This is a genomic window from Nocardioides speluncae, from assembly GCF_003121585.1.
GTDB lineage: Bacteria > Actinomycetota > Actinomycetes > Propionibacteriales > Nocardioidaceae > Nocardioides > Nocardioides speluncae.
Genome location: NZ_QEOO01000023.1, coordinates 106,487 through 122,397, shown reverse-complemented (window position 1 = coordinate 122,397; position 15,911 = coordinate 106,487). Strand labels below are relative to the sequence as shown.

The following is a 15,911-nucleotide window of genomic DNA, read 5'->3' as shown; positions in this document are numbered from 1 at the left end:
GGCCGACGCCTACATTTCTGCTTCATCCGGTGAAGCGTGGTGAAGCGGGCACGTCCAGACGCTCGACCAGCTCGCTCCGGGACAGCTCGAAGGTGTCGGCCGCCCCGATCTCGTCGAGGATCTTCAGCGCCCGCAGCCAGCTTTCGCGAGCGGCGGCAGCCTGCCCGAGGGCGGCCCACGAGTCGCCGAGCCGCTTGAGGGCCGCTGCCTCGGTCCACGGCCGGCCCAGCTCACGATGGATCTCGACCGACACCTCGAGCTGGGCCACGGCATCGGCGTGTCGGCCTTGCCGGGCCAGGACATGGCCCAGGGTGTCGAGCGCGATGCCCTCTCCACGGCGCTCGCCAGATGCCCGGTAGTGGGCCACCGAGAGCGACGCCGCCGCCGTCGCCTCCTGCGCGCGACCAAGGTCGATGTATGCCCAGGCGAGATTGTTTCTGGCGTTGGCCGCAACCGCGCCCAGCCCGAGCGCGTCGGCGGTGCGGAACGCCTCTTCGAGGGTCGAGATCGACGCATCGATCTTCCGAGACATCTGCTGGGCCAGCCCGAGTGCCGCCTGCGAGACACAGCGGCCGGCTTCGTCACCGATGTCGCCGAACAGTGTGAGCGCACGCTCGATCCACGCCTCGGCCTCGGCGTACTGGCCACGCTGGTAGCAGGTGCCACCGATCTGCTGGCACGACACAGCCTCCGCCAGCACATCGCCCGCGGCCTGGGCAGCCCTCAGGGCCATCGTCTGCAGCTCGACAGCCTCGTCGACGTACCAGCGCGTGACCAGGTAGACGTTGAGGGTGTGCACGATCCGCACCGCCGTCAGGCCCCGGCCTGCGGCCAGGGAGGACTCGGCCATCGCGACCAGCGACCTGAACTCTGCGTCGTACCAGGCCAGCACGGCTGCCTCGTTCGCGAAGGTCATCGGCGAGACGCTGTTCGCAACCGGGCCGAAATCCGCGAGTGCCGGCCGGCGATCCAGGACCAGGCGGGCGTTGAGCGCACTGTGGATGTACCAGCCGGCCAGCCGGTCGGTCGCCTCATCCCGTTCGGCGTCGCTGGCCAGCTCACCGGCGTACTCGCGGAGCAGGTCGTGCTGTTCGTACCTGCCGCCCGGCCGCTGGTCGACCATGTTCACGTCGCAGAGTACGTCGAGCAGCCGGACCGCGGTCGGCAGCGGTACGCAGGCAAGCGCGGCCGCGGCTGCGGCGCTCACGTCGCCGCCGGGATGCACACCGAGCAGCCGGAACATCCGGGCGGCGCTCGGATCGAGGGCGTCGTACGACATCGCGAACACCGCACGCAGGCTCGCGGTGTCGTCGTCTCCGCTGTCGAACGCGCCCAGCCGGTCCTGCGCATCCTGGAGCCGCGCGATGCTCTCCGCAACCGGGATCCCCGGGTAGCGACCCGCACGCTCGGCGGCAATCGCCAGCGCCAGCGGCAGGTGCGCACACGCCTCGGCGAGCTGGACCAGATCGGCCTCGTCGTACGCCGTCCCCTGGCTGGTGAGCAGTTTGCCGAGCATGGTCCGCGACTCGGTCGGCAGCAGCCGGGCCACTTGGATCCGGCGCGCACCGTCGCGGGCAGCCAGGCCCCGGAGCTGGGTCCGGCTGGTTACCAGTACCACGACGCCCGGCCCCGGCAGCAGTGGCCGGACCTGGTCGGCCGAGCGGGCGTTGTCCAGGACGATCAGCACCCGCCGAGTGGCGAGCGTCGTCCGTAGCAGAGCGCCGCGCGCGTCGATGCCCGGCGGGATCGCGTCCCCGGGTACGCCGAGTCCGCGCAACAACGTGTCCAGCGCTTCGGCCGGCTCCACCGGGAGCCCCGGTCCATAGCCGCGCAGGTTCAAGAACAGCTGGCCGTCCTCGAACCGCTTGGCGACCTCGTGGGCCCAGCGCACAGCCAGGGTGGTCTTGCCGGTCCCGCCCGAGCCGTGCAGTGCCGCCACCAGCATCCCGCCGACGCTCGCCTCATGCTCCTTCAGAAGCCCGTCGAGAGCATCGAGCTCGCCCTGGCGGCCGGTGAACACCGCCGGTACTGCCGGCAGCTGCCGAGGCACCACGATGGTCCGGGTGGCCGGTTGGGTGGACAGCTCGGCCACGGCCCGGCTCAGCGCCGGGCCGGGATCGGCGCCCAGCCCGTCGGCCAGGGTCCCTTGGATCAGCGCGAAGTACTCCCTCGCCTCGTCCGCGCGGCCCAAGCGGCTGAGAACTTGGATCAGCCGCGTCCACAACGACTCGCGTGTGGGATGGCGTTCGGCGAGCGCAGCGAGCTCGGGCAGCTGTCGATCGAGGGCATCGTCCCGGCCGTCGGCCAGGTCGAGGTCGACACGCTGCTCCACGACCGAGAGGTAGGCCTGAATGAGCTTCGGTGCTTCGATCTCGAACAACAGGCGCCCAGCGACCCCATCGAACGGCTCACCCCGCCACAGCGCAATGGCTTCGACCAGCCGCCGGCGTGGATCTGGTGCCGTCGCGCGCGCCGCGGCAAGAGCCAGCAGCTGCAAGGCATCGACCTGGTCAGGCGCACACTCCAACCGGTAGCCGCCAGCCTCCGTGCTGATCGCGTCCGCACCGAGCGCAGCCCGCAACCTGGTGACGTAGGTGCGCAGGCTACGACCGGCGTCGGAGGGCAAGTCGTCACCCCACAGCTCCCCGGCCAGCCGCGCGGTCGTCACCACCTCGCCTGCCGACATGGCGAGCACAGCGGTCAAGGTGCGCAGGCGGCCGGCCGTCGGGGCCACGTCGCGCCCGCCCACCAGCACCTGGAACGGGCCGAGCACCCGAACCTCGATCACCCGCTCACCAGCCGTCACGACGAGAGTCTTGCACCAGCCCCGTCAACAAGCGTGGGCGCTGACGCAGACCGACATCATGAGGCCGGCCGGTAGGTGAGATTGAGGACGCCGCTGGACAGGGTAGAGCTGTCGACGAGCTCGAGCTTGTGGGTCGCCCCGTCCGCGAACAGGCGCTGCCCCTGGCCCACGGCGATGGGGTGCACGAGGAGCTTGAGCTCGTCGAGCAGTCCGTTGGCCAGCAGCCAGCGGACGGTGGTGGCGCTGCCGGAGACGACGATGTCGCCGTCGGTCTCCTTCTTCAGCTGCTGGACCGCCTCGACGTCGCCGGGGAGCACGGTCGTGTTGGCCCACTCGGGGTCGGTCAGGGAGTCGGAGACGACGTACTTGGGGGTGGTGTTGAAGAACGTCGCGAACGGCTCGTCGGTGCTGGTGGGCCAGTACGCCGCCCACTCGTCGTACAGCTTGCGGCCCATCAGGAACGCCTTGTTGGTCTCCATGCCGGCGCCGATGACTGCGCCCATCTCGTCGTCGAAGTAGGGGAAGTGCCACTCGTCGGGCGACTCGACGACGCCGTCGATGGAGATGAAGAAGTTGGAGACGATCTTGCCCATAGTTGGTGACTTTTCCTTGTCTGCGGGTGGTTCTCTCAGGTAGCTCGCACCTCAGAGGCCGCTCGGCGAGCGACCTCAACAAACCGTAGGTAGCGCGACTTTCAGATCCGCTTCACGGGCTGAAGTGGGCTGAAGCCCAGGAATCGACCGGGCACTGACGCTACGCAGACGTGAGGCCGGCGCAGCGTGCCGGAAGTCATGGTTCGGGCTAGTGACGTCCCGCATGCGTCGGAGGGTCCGTGCCTATCTATGCTCTGGTCATGTACCTCACGACGAGGCCTGTGACGCTCAAGCACGGCGTCCGGGATCAGACCCGGGCGGTGCTGCGCGCCCGGGAAGAGGGCCTGCTGACCGATTCGGCGGGCCCTCCCGGACGATCGCGATGACTGAAGTGGCGCGCACGGCGGACCTGCACTATCGGCTCCTGGGCGCGGTCGAGGCCCGTGTCGGCGGTCGAGCCGTCCCCCTCCCCCGCCAGCTCGGCGCCCTGCTGGCCGTACTCCTCCTGCATGCCAACCAGTCCGTCACAGCGTCGTACCTCATCGACCAGGTCTGGGGCAACGTGCGGCCAGCAGACCCGCGTCGGGCCCTCCACGTCAACGTCTCCCGACTCCGCCGTGCCTTCGGCGCCGGCGGCGACATGATCCACACGACACCGGACGGATACCGGATCACGTTGGTCGAGGACCAGCTCGATCTCGCGGCCTTCCGCATGCTGGTCGTCGCGGCCCGTGACGCCAGAGATCCGGAGCGGCGGGCGGCGCTGCTCGACCAGGCGCTCGCGCTGTGGGACGGCGAGCCGTTCAGCGACCTCGCGCCGGAGGCACGGGTGCGCGAGCACGCCTCGGCGCTCCTCGATGAGCGGCTGCGGGCGGTCGAGGAGCTGTGCGGTACCAGGCTCGACCTCGGCCAGCACCACGCGCTGCTCCCGCAGCTGACCGCGCTGACGGCCCAGCACCCGCTTCGGCAGCAGCTCTGGGAGCACCTGATGATCGCGCTCTGGCGGAGTGACCGGCCGGCCGACGCGCTGGCGGCGTACGCCGAGCTCAGTCGGCACGCCCGTGAGGCCGGCGCCTCGCCGGGCGATGCCGTGCGCCGGCTGCACCGGCAGATCCTGACCGGCGCGTCCCCGCGGGATGAGCCCGGATCCACCGATGGGCGCCGTAGCGAGCGTCACCAGCCGGGTGCGATGGCAAGGCGGCGGAGCGAAGGCGGGCCGGTTGGCCCGTCGAGCGACGCAAACGCAGCCAGTGCGCCCGGATGGGGGCGCGCAGTAGGCGGCCATAGGTGGATCCGGGCTGAGGCGACCGCAGTCGGGGATCTCCACACCGGCCACGCGCAGCTGATCGGGCGTGCCGACGCGGTCGCGGACGCCGTCACCCTGGTCGGCCGGTCGCCGGGCCCGACCGTCACCGTGTTCTCGGGGCCGTCCGGGGTGGGCAAGACCGCGCTGGCGGTGCAGGTCGCCCACCGCATGCGGGCGAGGTTTCCCGACGGACAGTGGCTCGTCGAACTCCACGGCGACGGCCGGAGCCCGCGGAGCCCGGACGAGGTGCTGGACCATCTGCTCAACCTGTGCGGCGCCGCGCCCACCCTCCTCTCTGGTGATCTTGACGCGAAGTCCGCCGAGCTGCGGTCTCGGCTCGCGGGTCAGCAGGTGCTCCTCGTCCTGGACGATGCGTCCGACACTCGTCAGGTGATGCCGTTGCTCCCGGGCACCGCCGGCAGCGCGGTGATCGTGACCAGCCGGCGACCGCTCCCCGGCTTGGTGGTGCACTTCGGCGCCGTCAGCCGCCAGATGGCCGTGGTCGGTGACGGCCGTCAGACACCGTAGGGCCAGCCCGAGTCGTTCAACGCAGCATGGACCCACATGCTGCCGCAGCTGAACGTCGGCTCATCCCGGTCGCCGGACCTCACCCAGCGCGGCGGTCAGCCGCCGCAGGTGCCGTATTGAGGCTCGTGGTCGATCAGGAGCCAGCCGTCGGCGGTCTTCTTCGCCTTGAAGCCTCCGAGGCGGCAGGCGTTACCGCCCCAGTCGGCGAACTGGTCGGTCACCTCGGGGTAGTCCTCGTCGAAGGCGTCGGCGTAGTCCAATGCAACGTCGGCCTTGTCGGCCGCTTCGGCGTCCACGGCTCCCGAACAGCTCTCGGCGCCGGCCGACTGCGCATACGCGGCCTGGCCCTCCTCGGTGAAGAGCGCGCAGACTCCGTCGGTGTCGGCCTCTGCCAGCCGGGTCGCAAACTCCCGGTGCAGGTCCTCCGGCGAGGCCTGGGCATCGGTCGAGCCACTGCCCTCGCCAGCGCCACCACCGTCACCACCCCCGTCGTCCTCGCCGCACCCCATTGCCGCCAGTCCGATCATCAACGCCGCCGCAATCGCCGTACGCCTCATTGTCGCCCCGTTCTGTGAGAAGTAAAGTGCCGCGACGATCCAAGCAGAGCCATAGTTCGGCGGCCACCGAACTGTGGCGTCAGGGCAACAACCGGAATCAACCCTTGACGTGGTGGACGTTGGGGTTGCACCAGCGTCAGTCCTCGCCCGGCTCGGCGGACTCGACGACGGCGTGGGTGGTGTTCGTGGTGTGGGCGGTGGCGTGCCGGGCGGGTGAGGAGTCGCACCCGCCCCAACACCGCGATCGGCAAGTCAGCACCCACCAGCCGCTTGACCAACCAGTGCGGTCAGTACACCTGGGTCAGGCGAGTCCGGCGCGGAGCGTGGCGGCGACCTCGGCGGCCGCGGCCGGGCCGGAGCGGCCGGCGCCGACGATGCTGGCGAAGCCGTGGATCTGGCCTCCGAAGCGACGGGTCACCACCTGGGCGCCCGCGGCGCGCATCCGCTCGGCGTACTCCTCGCCCTCGTCGCGCAGCGGGTCGAAGCCGGCGGTGGCAACCCAGGCCGGCGCCAGGCCCGCGGGCAGCTCGGCATTGAGGAGGGTGACCCGCGGGTCGTCGTAGTCGGCCTTGTTGGGGATGTAGGTCTCGAGCGCGTAGTCCATGAACTCGGAGGTCAGGAAGAACCCCTCGCCGAACAGCTTGCGGCTCGCAGTCTCGGCGTACGCGTTGGTGACCGGGTAGAGCAGCAGCTGGAACCTCAGCGGCAGCCCCTCCCGGGCCGCGACGATGGCGACGTTGGCCGCCAGGTTGCCGCCCGCGGAGTCGCCTCCGACCGCCAGCCGATCCGGGTCGGCCCCGAGCTCGGCGGCGTGCTCGACCGCCCAGCGGTACGCCGCCGCGCAGTCGTCCGGCGCCGCCGGGAAGGGCGCCTCGGGTGCCAGCCGGTAGTCGACAGAGAGCACCCGGGTGCGCGCCCGCTCGGCGAGGAACCGGCACAGCGCGTCGTGGCTCTCCAGGTCACCCTGGATGAAGCCGCCGCCGTGGAAGTAGACCAGCAGCGGCCCGACGGGCGCGGCCGCGCGCGGCTCGTAGAACCGCGCCGGGACGCCACCGGCGTCCAGGTCGCGGGTCGCCCCGATCGGCTGCCGGCCGCCGACGATCCGGGCGCTCTCGACCAGCTGCCGGCGCCCGGCGTCGATGGACTCGGCGAGCTGGTCATCGCCGGTCTTCTCGCCCAGCCACAGGGTCAGCTGGGTCTCGAGGTCGACCGGGTCACCGTCGATCACGACGGCCGGACCGACCAGGCGGCGCAGTGCCGGAGCGGGCAGGGCGAGCAGGGCCAGCAGCGCGGACCGCTTGGCGCGGACGGTGGCGCCGGACAGGTCAGGCAGTGTGGGCATGTACCGCAGAGTAACTGCCCGGAACCGCGGTTCCGGAGGCCGTTCGTGGGGTAGACGTTTCGGGTGCCTACCCGCCTGCGCGTCGCCGCGGCCCTCGCCCTGGTCTGCGTGCTGCTCGCCGTCGCGCCCGTCGACAACCTGCGGGAGCGGATCGACGGCTGGCGTGACGACGTGTACGTCGCCGTCCTGCCGGCCGCCGCGCTCCAGGAGGCGCCCGGTCCCGACCAGCCCGCCCAGGCCCGCGCCTTCCTGGCCCGGCTGGCCGACGGCCTGGACCGCGACGGCGTGTACGTCGTGGGGTTCGGCGGCATCGGCGTGTACGGCGCCGCGGTCGGCACCGACGACCGGGTCGGGCCGATCGTCGCCGAGCAGGTCGCCGAGCACACCATCGGCCAGCTCGACCAGACCCTGAACGGCATCCTCGACGAGCTCGGTGCGCCCGGCGGCTCCGACGGCAGCCGCGGGTTCTGAGCCGCGCCGCCGCGCACGTCACCCGGAGTTCATGGAGCGGTGCGAGACTTGCCGCATGTCCCAGGACGCCACCCAGCTGCCCGCCCATCTCGCCGGAGATCTCGACGAAGGCCCGCAGGACAACGGCGTCGTCCTCGGCGTCGTGGAGGGCGCGACCTTCGACGTCGAACCGCCGTACGTCCCGAGCGCGGAGGCGGTCGCCGCCGTCGAGAAGTTCTCCGACCGGTTCCTCGACCGTGAGCTCTCCTGGCTGAGCTTCAACCAGCGGGTGCTGGAGCTGGCCGCGGACGAGTCGCTGCCGCTGCTCGAACGGGTCCGCTTCCTGGCGATCTTCACCAGCAACCTCGACGAGTTCTTTATGGTCCGCGTCGCCGGCCTCAAGCGCCGGATCGCGGCCGGGGTGGCGGTCCGCGCGGCGTCCGGGATGATGCCGCGCGAGGTGCTGGCCCAGATCCACACCAAGACCCGCGAGCTGACGCAGCGGCAGGCGGACCTGTTCCGCGATGTGATCGTGCCGGAGCTCGACGAGCACGGCATCCAGCTGGTCCGGTGGGACGACCTGGAGCGCGAGGAGCAGAAGCAGTGCAAGCGGCTGTTCCGGGACCGGATCTTTCCGGTGCTGACGCCACTCGCGGTGGACCCTGCCCACCCGTTCCCCTACATCTCGGGTCTGTCGCTCAACCTCGCGGTGCTGGTGCGCAACCCGAAGACCGAGAAGGAGCACTTCGCCCGGGTCAAGGTGCCGCCGATCTTCCACCGGTTCGTGCCGGTTGGCAACGAGCGGTTCGTGCCGCTGGAGGACGTCATCCGCGAGCACCTCAAGCGGCTGTTCCCCGGCATGGAGGTGGTGCAGGTCCACCTGTTCCGGGTCACTCGCAACGAGGACCTCGAGGTCGAGGAGGACGACGCCGAGAACCTGCTCGCCGCGCTGGAGAAGGAGCTGCTGCGGCGCCGCTTCGGACCGCCGGTCCGGCTGGAGGTCGAGGAGTCGATCGACCCGCGGGTGCTGGACCTGCTGGTCTCCGAGCTCGGGGTCTCCGATGACGAGGTGTTCCGGCTGAAGGGCCCGCTCGACCTGCGCGGCCTGCACGACATCGCCGACCTGCCCCGCGAGGATCTGAAGTACCCCGCGTTCGTGCCGACCACTCACCCGCTGCTGGCGCCGGTGGAGTCGTCCTCGCCAGTCGACGTGTTCAAGGCGACCCAGCGCCACGACGTACTCCTGCACCATCCGTTCGACTCGTTCAGTACGTCGGTCCAGCGGTTCATCGAGCAGGCGGCGGCCGACCCGCACGTGCTGGCGATCAAGCAGACCCTCTACCGCACGTCCGGCGACTCACCGATCATCGACGCCCTGGTCGACGCCGCCGAGGCCGGCAAGCAGGTGCTGGTGCTGGTCGAGCTCAAGGCGCGGTTCGACGAGTCCAACAACATCCGCTGGGCGCGCAAGCTGGAGCACGCCGGCTGCCACGTGGTCTACGGCCTGCTCGGGCTGAAGACGCACTGCAAGCTCGCGATGGTGGTGCGCGACGAGCCGGAGGGGATCAAGCGGTACGTCCACGTCGGCACCGGCAACTACAACCCGAAGACCGCTCGTCTCTACGAGGACTTCGGCCTGCTGACCGACAACGACGCGATCGGCGAGGACATCGCCCACCTCTTCAACAACCTGAGCGGCTACTCCCGCAACGCGTCGTACGACCAGCTGCTGGTGGCGCCGGACTCGGCCCGCGACGGCCTGATCGATGCGATCCACGCCGAGATCCGCCACCACCAGGCAGGCCGGCCGGCGCGGATCCGGATCAAGGCCAACTCGGTGGTCGACGAGGCGATCATCGACGCGCTGTACCTCGCCTCCCAGGAGGGAGTGCCGGTGCAGCTGCTGGTGCGCGGCATCTGCGCGCTGCGCCCCGGCGTACCCGGGCTGTCGGAGACGATCGAGGTCCGCTCGATCCTGGGCCGGTTCCTCGAGCACAGCCGGGTGTTCGGGTTCGAGAACGGCGGCGAGCCGGTGACCTGGATCGGCTCGGCCGACATGATGCACCGCAACCTCGACCGCAGGGTCGAGGTGCTGGTCCGGCTGCCCAGCGAGCAGCTGGTCGCCAGCGTGGCCGGGCTGCTCGATCTGGCCTTCGACGCCGACACCGACGCCTGGCTGCTCGACGCCGAGGGCACCTGGTCCCGCAACGGCGGCACGGTGCACCTGCAGGAGACCCTGATCGAGCGCCAGCGGCGGCGGCGCACCTGACCTTGCCCGGACGACGGCCGGTGTGACGCGCGTCGTAGGACTGGGGACGGGTTGCGTGATCGCCCGCAGGTGCGCCTAGCATGTGTGCCGTTCATGATCTCCTTACCAGGAGTTTCCTTTGCCTCTCCGCTTCAGACCGGTCGAGAATGCGTTCTACGGCCTGTTCACCGAATCCGCGAACCATCTCGTCGTCGGCGCCAGCCTGCTGGCCGAGATGCTGGGCAACGGCAACGACCGCGAGGACATCGCGCGCCGCATGCGCGAGGCCGAGCACGCTGCCGACGAGACCACCCACGAGATCGTGCGGCGGGTCAACTCCACGTTCGTGACGCCGCTGGACCGCGAGGACATCTACAACCTCGCGTCCCGCCTCGACGACGTGATGGACATGATGGACGAGGCGGTCGACCTCGTCCTCCTCTACGAGGTCCAGACGCTGCCCGAGGAGCTCTCCACTCAGGTGGAGGTGCTGCAGCAGTGCGCCGAGATCACCGCCGCCGCCATGCCCCGGCTCCGCGCGATGAAGGATCTCGAGGAGTACTGGATCGAGATCAACCGTCTCGAGAACGCCGGCGACAAGAGCTACCGGCGGATCCTGGCCAGCCTGTTCTCGGGTTCCTACAAGACCCTGGAAGTGATCAAGCTGAAGGACATCGTCGAGGCGCTCGAGGGCGCGATCGACGCGTTCGAGACGGTGGCCAACATCGTCGAGCAGATCGCCGTCAAGGAGTCCTAGAGTGCCCCGCCTGACGAGTCCTGTAGCGCTTCGCGCACTCCGGGCACGCACATCGCTGCGTTACCGTCGCTCGACGGACGATCCAGTCTGCCTTCGCTCCGGCGCCTTGCACTGCACGCACCCCGAGCACGCCAACCACCACACGACTCCTCAGGCGGGGCACTAGTGGAACTCGCGATCATCATCGCGGTGGTCGTGGTTGCCCTCGTCTTCGACTTCACCAACGGCTTCCACGACGCGGCCAACGCGATCGCCACCTCGGTGTCGACCCGTGCGCTGACCCCGCGGGTCGCGCTGGTGATGGCAGCGGTCATGAACTTCATCGGCGCCTTCCTCGGCCAGAAGGTCGCCCATACGGTCAGCGACACGATCTCGCCACCCGATGGCACCCATGGCCTGGTGATCGTGATGGCCGGGCTGCTCGGCGCGATCACCTGGAACCTGATCACCTGGTACTACGGCCTGCCGTCGTCGTCCTCGCACGCCCTGATCGGCGGCCTGGTCGGAGCCGCGGTCGCAGCCGGTGTGAGCGCCTCGTGGGACGTCGTACTCAAGAAGGTCGTCATCCCGATGGTGCTCTCGCCGCTGTTCGCCTTCTCCGCGGCGTTCCTGGTGATGCTGGCGATCATGTGGATCTGCCGGCGGGCCAACCCGAGGAAGGCGAACGGCAACTTCCGGATCGCGCAGACGGTCTCGGCTGCCGCGATGGCGCTCGGCCACGGCCTGCAGGACGCGCAGAAGACGATGGGCGTGATCTTCCTGGCACTGCTCACCGGCGGGTACGTCGCCGAGAGCGACGGCCTGCCGATCTGGGTCATCTTCTCCGCGGCGGCCGCGATCTCGCTGGGCACCTACTCCGGCGGGTGGCGGATCATGCGCACCCTCGGCCGCCGGATCATCCACCTGGACCCGGCGCGCGGCTTCGCCTCAGAGTCGGTCGCGGCGTCGGTGCTGTACACCACCGCGTACGTCTACGAGGCGCCGATCTCGACCACCCACACCATCACCTCCGCGGTGATGGGCGTCGGCGCCACCAAGCGCCTCTCAGCCGTCCGGTGGGGCGTCGCCAGGTCGATCCTGACCGCCTGGGTGCTGACCTTCCCGGCCGCTGGTCTGGCCGCCGCGGTCTGTTACTGGATCTCGCACCTGCTGATCGAGGTCGTCCCGTAGGGCTTAGCCCGCGTGTTTGCCTCCGTACCTGATCGCTCGCCGGCCAGGGCGGCTGCTCGCGCCGCCGTACTGAGGCATCACCCTGGCGTCCAGGGCGCACCCGCCGCGGATGGCTGAAGCCGCGCCGATCATCGCGACCGGGTGCGGGCCGGGCACGGCCACCGCTACCGCCTCCTCGCGAATCACGCTCGCCACCAGCGCCTGGAACGCGACCGGGGTCCGCTCGACCCCCTCCACGTAGACCGTCCCCAGCGCGTATCCCTCACGCTCTGCGAACTCCGTCAGCGCCCGCCGTGCAGCCGCCACGTCGGTGTCGCTCGTCAGGACCGTTTCCCGGATGTAGCCCAGCGCCAGTGGGCGTTCGGTGATCACCGACGGGACTCGTCTACGACAGGTGCGCCGGACAGCTGCGGCGCTCCGAACATGCTGTTCATCAGGTTCCTCTGCTACTCGTCAGATGTCCGATTTGCCCGGACATGATGTATCTAACAACTGGTTGATTGATGGTGCAACTGTTAGGTCTGTTCGTCGGCGTGTCGCAGTTCGTGAGTGTTCAGTCGCGAACAACTGTTAGGGTTGTTAGGTGAGTGAGCAGTGGGAGGTCGAGAGCATCGGCACTCGACAGGAGCAGATCGTTCGCAGTCTTCGGACTGAGATCGAGACCGGAGTGCTTCGCGACGGCGAGTCCCTCCCCTCCACCCGCGCGCTCGCGGAGCGGTGGGGGGTCAGCGTGTTCACCGTCAACGAGGCGATGAAGGTGCTCGCGGCCGAAGGTCGCATCGAGAGCAAGTCCCGCTCCCGCCGTACCGTCCGCAGCGACCGGCCCGCCAGCCACGTCCGGACCCCCCCGGCTCCGCAGGTGTTCATGATCGGCGGGTACGCCGGCAGCGGCAAGACGAAGCTGGGCCGCATCCTCGCCCGCCGTACCGGCTGGCCGATCATCGACAAGGACACGACCACGAGGCCCGTCGTCGAGACCGCTCTGGAGGTCCGCGGCCTGCCGCCGCACGACCGCGAGTCCGACACCTACCTGTCCGTCATCCGGCCGAGTGAGTACGACGCGCTGATGGCGACCGCGCTCGAGAACGTCGCCTGCGGCGTCAGCGCGATGATCACCGCGCCCTTCCTGCGGGAGTTCGCGGACCCGGCGTGGCTGGACCGGGCGAAGGTCGAGTTCGCCAGCCACGGCGCCATCACCACGCTGGTCTGGGTCCGCTGCGACGGCCCGACCATGCGCACCAACCTCCGTCGGCGCGGCTCCGCGCGAGACGCCGCCAAGCTGGCCGCCTGGGACGACTACCTCGCCGGGCTCGACCTCGACTTCCGACCGCCACAGGACCACGTCGTGATCGACAACTCCGCCTCCAGCGAGACCCTGCAGGCGCAGGCCGTCCGGCTTCTCAGCGCCGCAGAGGCTGCAGCTGCGACGTGAGTCAGCAGCACCCGGCGGTGGAATCGGCCGTCGACTCGGCGACCTCGGCACTGGCCCCGCCCCCGCAGCAGCCGGTGTTGGCGCGATCGACCGCTGCAACCTCGGCGCTGCTCTTACCCTCGAGCTCAGGCTGGGCGTCAGCGAGCACGACGTAGTTCTCCCACCGCTGACCGTCAGGTCCGGTGACCCAATGCTTGTCCTGGCGGGCGTAGCAGCACACGACGTCGCCTTCGACATCAAGCGAAAGCCCGGCGGCTTCGAGCCGGTTGGCCTCGGCTTCGACCTCCTCCATCGAGACACGCTCGACTCCGACGTGGTTGAGAGTGCCAGTGGCCGTCGGGTTCTCGAACAGAACGAGCTTCACCGGCGGGTTCTCCACCGCGAAGTTGGCGTACCCGGGGCGGCGCTTGGCCGGCTCGGTGTCGAACAGCGTCGAGTAGAACTCGACCGCGGTGTCGATGTCGTCAACGTTGAGTGCGAGCTGGATGCGGGACATACGAGGCCTCCTGATGAGAGCGAGCGATCTATCGACGGTTGTCGATGGATTGAAATCGTACCGATCCATTGATGGAAGTCAATGGATCAGGCAAGATGGGTTCTGAACATCGAGAGAAGGAGACCTCGTGGGGGTCAAGGAGCTACCGGTACTAAGCCCGTCGGATCAGGCGACTCCGTGCTGCACGCCGCTGGTGACGACCTTGCTACCCGAGCCGGAAGCACAGATCCTCTCGGAGCGCTTCGCGGCCTTGGGCGACCCGGTGCGGCTGCGGCTGGTGTCGCTGTTGGCCAACGCGGAGGGCGGCGCCATCTGTGTCTGCGACCTCACCGCGCCGGTCAACAGGTCTCAAGGCACGGTCAGCCACCATCTCAAAGTGCTCAGCAAGGCTGGCCTGGTCACGAGCGAGAAGCGTGGCCGCAACATGTGGTACTCGGTGGCGCCGTCGGCTCTCGAAGCGCTACGCGCTGCACTCGTAACCAGGTAGCCACCATCAGGGGTAGCGTGGCGGGCATGGCACTGCACGTCTCCTCGCGTCGGCCGGCGAAGCCGTGCCGGGTGCCGGCCTACGACTGCTGCGACTGCGAAGACGCGACGAGCTGACGTCGCCGGCGCAACGTACGCGCCAGCACTCAGCTCTGCTCCTCTCGTCTTCCCTCGGAGTTGCCATGCACCATCACACCTCACTCGGTCGCGCCTTTACGGCGTGGACCTCGATCGCTGCGCTGATCGCTGCCGCTGCCTGCTGGGGACTAGGCACCGTCGTGACCAAGCAGGTCGTCGATGACGTCGTACCTCTGACTCTCCTCCCCATGCAGCTGGCCGCGAGCTGTGCGCTGCTGTTCCTGAGCACGCTGGCCCGCCACGAGACTTTCGGCTGGACACCACAGGGGCGTCGGCTCGCGGCTCTCGGGATCCTCAATCCCGGAATCGCCTATGCGTTGGCCCTCATCGGGCTGACCACGATCACCGCGAGCATGTCCGTCCTGCTGTGGGCACTCGAGCCGGCCGCGATCCTGTTGCTCGCCATGCTCGTGCTCCGCGAGCGCATCCCGGTCGAGCTTGCGATCTTGATCGGCGTCGCCATCGTCGGGGTGCTTCTCGTTGTGTACCAGCCCGGCACCGCCGGCAATACCGTCGGCGTCACGCTCACCGTGGTGTCGATCGGGTTCTGCGCCCTGTACACGGTGCTCACCCGACGCCTCATGCTGGACGACTCGTCGCTCAGCGTGGTGCTCGCCCAGCAGACCGCGGCCCTGATCTTCGCTGTCGTCCTGGCGACCGTCATTGAGATAGCGGGCGGCCCAGGTTGGGACATCGGCGGGCTCACCGCCGGCGAATGGCTCGGTGCCGCCGCTTCCGGGATCCTCTACTACGGGATGGGCTTCTGGTTCTACGTGTCGGGCCTTCGCCACGTCTCAGCGTCCTACGCGGCCGCGTTCCTGCCACTCATCCCTGTCTTTGGTGTCGCGGCCGGCTACTTGGTCGGCGAGCGGCTGGAGGCGCGGCAGTGGCTAGGCGCGGTCGTGATCGTGGCTGCCACCATCGCGATCGCGATCGGACAGCGCACGCGCGACGATCACGGCCAGCGCCGCTCCGACTAGCTGCATCAGCACGAACATCGACACCGATCCGGGTTCGATCCCGGCGAACGTGTCGGAGAACATCCGCGCGACGGTCACCGCCGGGTTGGCGAAGCTGGTCGAGCTGGTGAACCAGTACGCCGCGGTGATGTAGCCGCCGACGGCGTACGCGATGGAGTCGCCGCGTCCGCTCCGGCTCATCATGAGGACGACGAGCACCAGGCCCAGCGTCGCCACCACCTCGCCGAGCCAGAGATGCGAGCCGCTGCGGTCGGTCGTCGACCAGGTGACGGCGTGGAGGTCGAACATCAAGTTCGCCACCACCGCGCCCACGATGCCGCCGGCAACCTGCGCGGCGACCAGCACGCTCGCGGCCAGTGCGGCTGTCCTGGTCACCGGACCGGTGACCAGCTCCGCCAGCGTCACCACCGGGTTGAACGCCGCCGAGACCGGCTGCAGGGCCAGGATCAGCGCCACCAGTACGGCGCCGGTCGCGAGGCTGTTGGCCAACAGCTGCAGACCGACGTCGTCGGTCAACTCGGTCGCCATGATCCCCGAGCCCACCACCGTGGCCACGAGGAACGCCGTACCAACGAGCTCCGCGGTCGCCCGACGGGCGACCGCGGAGTCCAGCGCAAGCACG

15 protein-coding genes are annotated in these 15,911 nt (G+C 69.5%); 8 read left to right on the top strand and 7 right to left on the bottom strand.

What is annotated here, in order from left to right; translation table 11 throughout:
- Nucleotides 1–22 precede the first annotated feature (22 nt).
- The gene (locus DDV73_RS13540) at nucleotides 23–2,806 is read right to left on the bottom strand and encodes an AfsR/SARP family transcriptional regulator (protein WP_109507778.1); all 2,784 of its coding nucleotides are present in this window, start codon (nucleotides 2,804–2,806) and stop codon (nucleotides 23–25) included.
- 56 nt (nucleotides 2,807–2,862) lie between these two features.
- Entirely contained in the window at nucleotides 2,863–3,399 is a 537-nt protein-coding gene (locus DDV73_RS13535) for a dihydrofolate reductase family protein (protein WP_109507777.1), read from the bottom strand.
- 382 nt (nucleotides 3,400–3,781) lie between these two features.
- Between DDV73_RS13535 and DDV73_RS13530 the strand changes: the two genes are divergently transcribed.
- Complete coding sequence (locus tag DDV73_RS13530) at nucleotides 3,782–5,233, top strand: AfsR/SARP family transcriptional regulator (RefSeq protein WP_161962386.1); 1,452 nt, start codon at nucleotides 3,782–3,784, stop codon at nucleotides 5,231–5,233.
- Nucleotides 5,234–5,328: 95 nt separating this feature from the next.
- Here DDV73_RS13530 and DDV73_RS13525 read toward each other — a convergent pair whose 3' ends face one another.
- Both DDV73_RS13525 and DDV73_RS13520 read right to left on the bottom strand, forming a co-directional pair.
- Nucleotides 5,329–5,760: a hypothetical protein gene (locus DDV73_RS13525; RefSeq protein ID WP_154402759.1), complete on the bottom strand. Its 432-nt coding sequence runs from the start codon at nucleotides 5,758–5,760 to the stop codon at nucleotides 5,329–5,331.
- A 331-nt stretch (nucleotides 5,761–6,091) separates the two neighbouring features.
- Entirely contained in the window at nucleotides 6,092–7,132 is a 1,041-nt protein-coding gene (locus tag DDV73_RS13520) for an alpha/beta hydrolase (protein ID WP_109507774.1), read from the bottom strand.
- Between the two features lie 63 nt (nucleotides 7,133–7,195).
- Between DDV73_RS13520 and DDV73_RS13515 the strand changes: the two genes are divergently transcribed.
- From DDV73_RS13515 to DDV73_RS13500, 4 genes are all read left to right on the top strand, one after another.
- Nucleotides 7,196–7,603 carry a hypothetical protein gene (locus DDV73_RS13515; protein ID WP_109507773.1) on the top strand — a complete coding sequence of 136 codons (408 nt, stop codon included), beginning with the start codon at nucleotides 7,196–7,198 and terminating at the stop codon, nucleotides 7,601–7,603.
- Nucleotides 7,604–7,658: 55 nt separating this feature from the next.
- The gene (locus DDV73_RS13510; protein WP_109507772.1) at nucleotides 7,659–9,851 is read left to right on the top strand and encodes an RNA degradosome polyphosphate kinase; all 2,193 of its coding nucleotides are present in this window, start codon (nucleotides 7,659–7,661) and stop codon (nucleotides 9,849–9,851) included.
- 118 nt (nucleotides 9,852–9,969) lie between these two features.
- Nucleotides 9,970–10,587: a DUF47 domain-containing protein gene (locus tag DDV73_RS13505; RefSeq protein WP_109507771.1), complete on the top strand. Its 618-nt coding sequence runs from the start codon at nucleotides 9,970–9,972 to the stop codon at nucleotides 10,585–10,587.
- A gap of 165 nt (nucleotides 10,588–10,752) precedes the next feature.
- A complete protein-coding gene (locus tag DDV73_RS13500; RefSeq protein WP_109507770.1) occupies nucleotides 10,753–11,757 on the top strand; it encodes an inorganic phosphate transporter in 1,005 nt (334 codons plus the stop codon).
- Between the two features lie 3 nt (nucleotides 11,758–11,760).
- Here the strand turns inward: DDV73_RS13500 and DDV73_RS13495 are convergent, their stop codons facing one another.
- Nucleotides 11,761–12,129, bottom strand: coding sequence for a hypothetical protein (locus tag DDV73_RS13495; RefSeq protein ID WP_109507769.1), 369 nt, complete (start codon nucleotides 12,127–12,129; stop codon nucleotides 11,761–11,763).
- A 211-nt stretch (nucleotides 12,130–12,340) separates the two neighbouring features.
- Between DDV73_RS13495 and DDV73_RS13490 the strand changes: the two genes are divergently transcribed.
- On the top strand, nucleotides 12,341–13,189 hold the full coding sequence (locus tag DDV73_RS13490; RefSeq protein WP_206050860.1) for a GntR family transcriptional regulator: 849 nt from the start codon (nucleotides 12,341–12,343) through the stop codon (nucleotides 13,187–13,189).
- A 1-nt stretch (nucleotide 13,190) separates the two neighbouring features.
- Here the strand turns inward: DDV73_RS13490 and DDV73_RS13485 are convergent, their stop codons facing one another.
- Nucleotides 13,191–13,685: an ArsI/CadI family heavy metal resistance metalloenzyme gene (locus tag DDV73_RS13485; protein WP_109507768.1), complete on the bottom strand. Its 495-nt coding sequence runs from the start codon at nucleotides 13,683–13,685 to the stop codon at nucleotides 13,191–13,193.
- 127 nt (nucleotides 13,686–13,812) lie between these two features.
- Here DDV73_RS13485 and DDV73_RS13480 point away from each other — a divergent pair, with 127 nt between their 5' ends.
- Both DDV73_RS13480 and DDV73_RS13475 read left to right on the top strand, forming a co-directional pair.
- Entirely contained in the window at nucleotides 13,813–14,172 is a 360-nt protein-coding gene (locus DDV73_RS13480) for an ArsR/SmtB family transcription factor (protein ID WP_109507767.1), read from the top strand.
- Between the two features lie 181 nt (nucleotides 14,173–14,353).
- Nucleotides 14,354–15,289, top strand: a complete 936-nt coding sequence (locus DDV73_RS13475; RefSeq protein ID WP_109507766.1) for a DMT family transporter — start codon at nucleotides 14,354–14,356, stop codon at nucleotides 15,287–15,289.
- On the opposite strand, the gene DDV73_RS13470 is transcribed toward DDV73_RS13475, so the two are convergent.
- Nucleotides 15,200–15,910, bottom strand: coding sequence for an aquaporin (locus tag DDV73_RS13470; protein ID WP_240617269.1), 711 nt, complete (start codon nucleotides 15,908–15,910; stop codon nucleotides 15,200–15,202). The two genes, DDV73_RS13475 and DDV73_RS13470, sit on opposite strands and share 90 nt — an antisense overlap.
- Nucleotide 15,911: the final 1 nt, after the last annotated feature.

Bases quoted from the DNA above. Each gene is read 5' to 3' on its own strand.
- DDV73_RS13535 (WP_109507777.1), bottom strand. From the start codon at position 3,399: ATGGGCAAGATCGTCTCCAACTTCTTCATCTCCATCGACGGCGTCGTC.
- DDV73_RS13530 (WP_161962386.1), top strand. From the start codon at position 3,782: ATGACTGAAGTGGCGCGCACGGCGGACCTGCACTATCGGCTCCTGGGC.
- DDV73_RS13525 (WP_154402759.1), bottom strand. From the start codon at position 5,760: ATGATCGGACTGGCGGCAATGGGGTGCGGCGAGGACGACGGGGGTGGT.
- DDV73_RS13520 (WP_109507774.1), bottom strand. From the start codon at position 7,132: ATGCCCACACTGCCTGACCTGTCCGGCGCCACCGTCCGCGCCAAGCGG.
- DDV73_RS13510 (WP_109507772.1), top strand. From the start codon at position 7,659: ATGTCCCAGGACGCCACCCAGCTGCCCGCCCATCTCGCCGGAGATCTC.
- DDV73_RS13485 (WP_109507768.1), bottom strand. From the start codon at position 13,685: ATGTCCCGCATCCAGCTCGCACTCAACGTTGACGACATCGACACCGCG.
- DDV73_RS13475 (WP_109507766.1), top strand. From the start codon at position 14,354: ATGCACCATCACACCTCACTCGGTCGCGCCTTTACGGCGTGGACCTCG.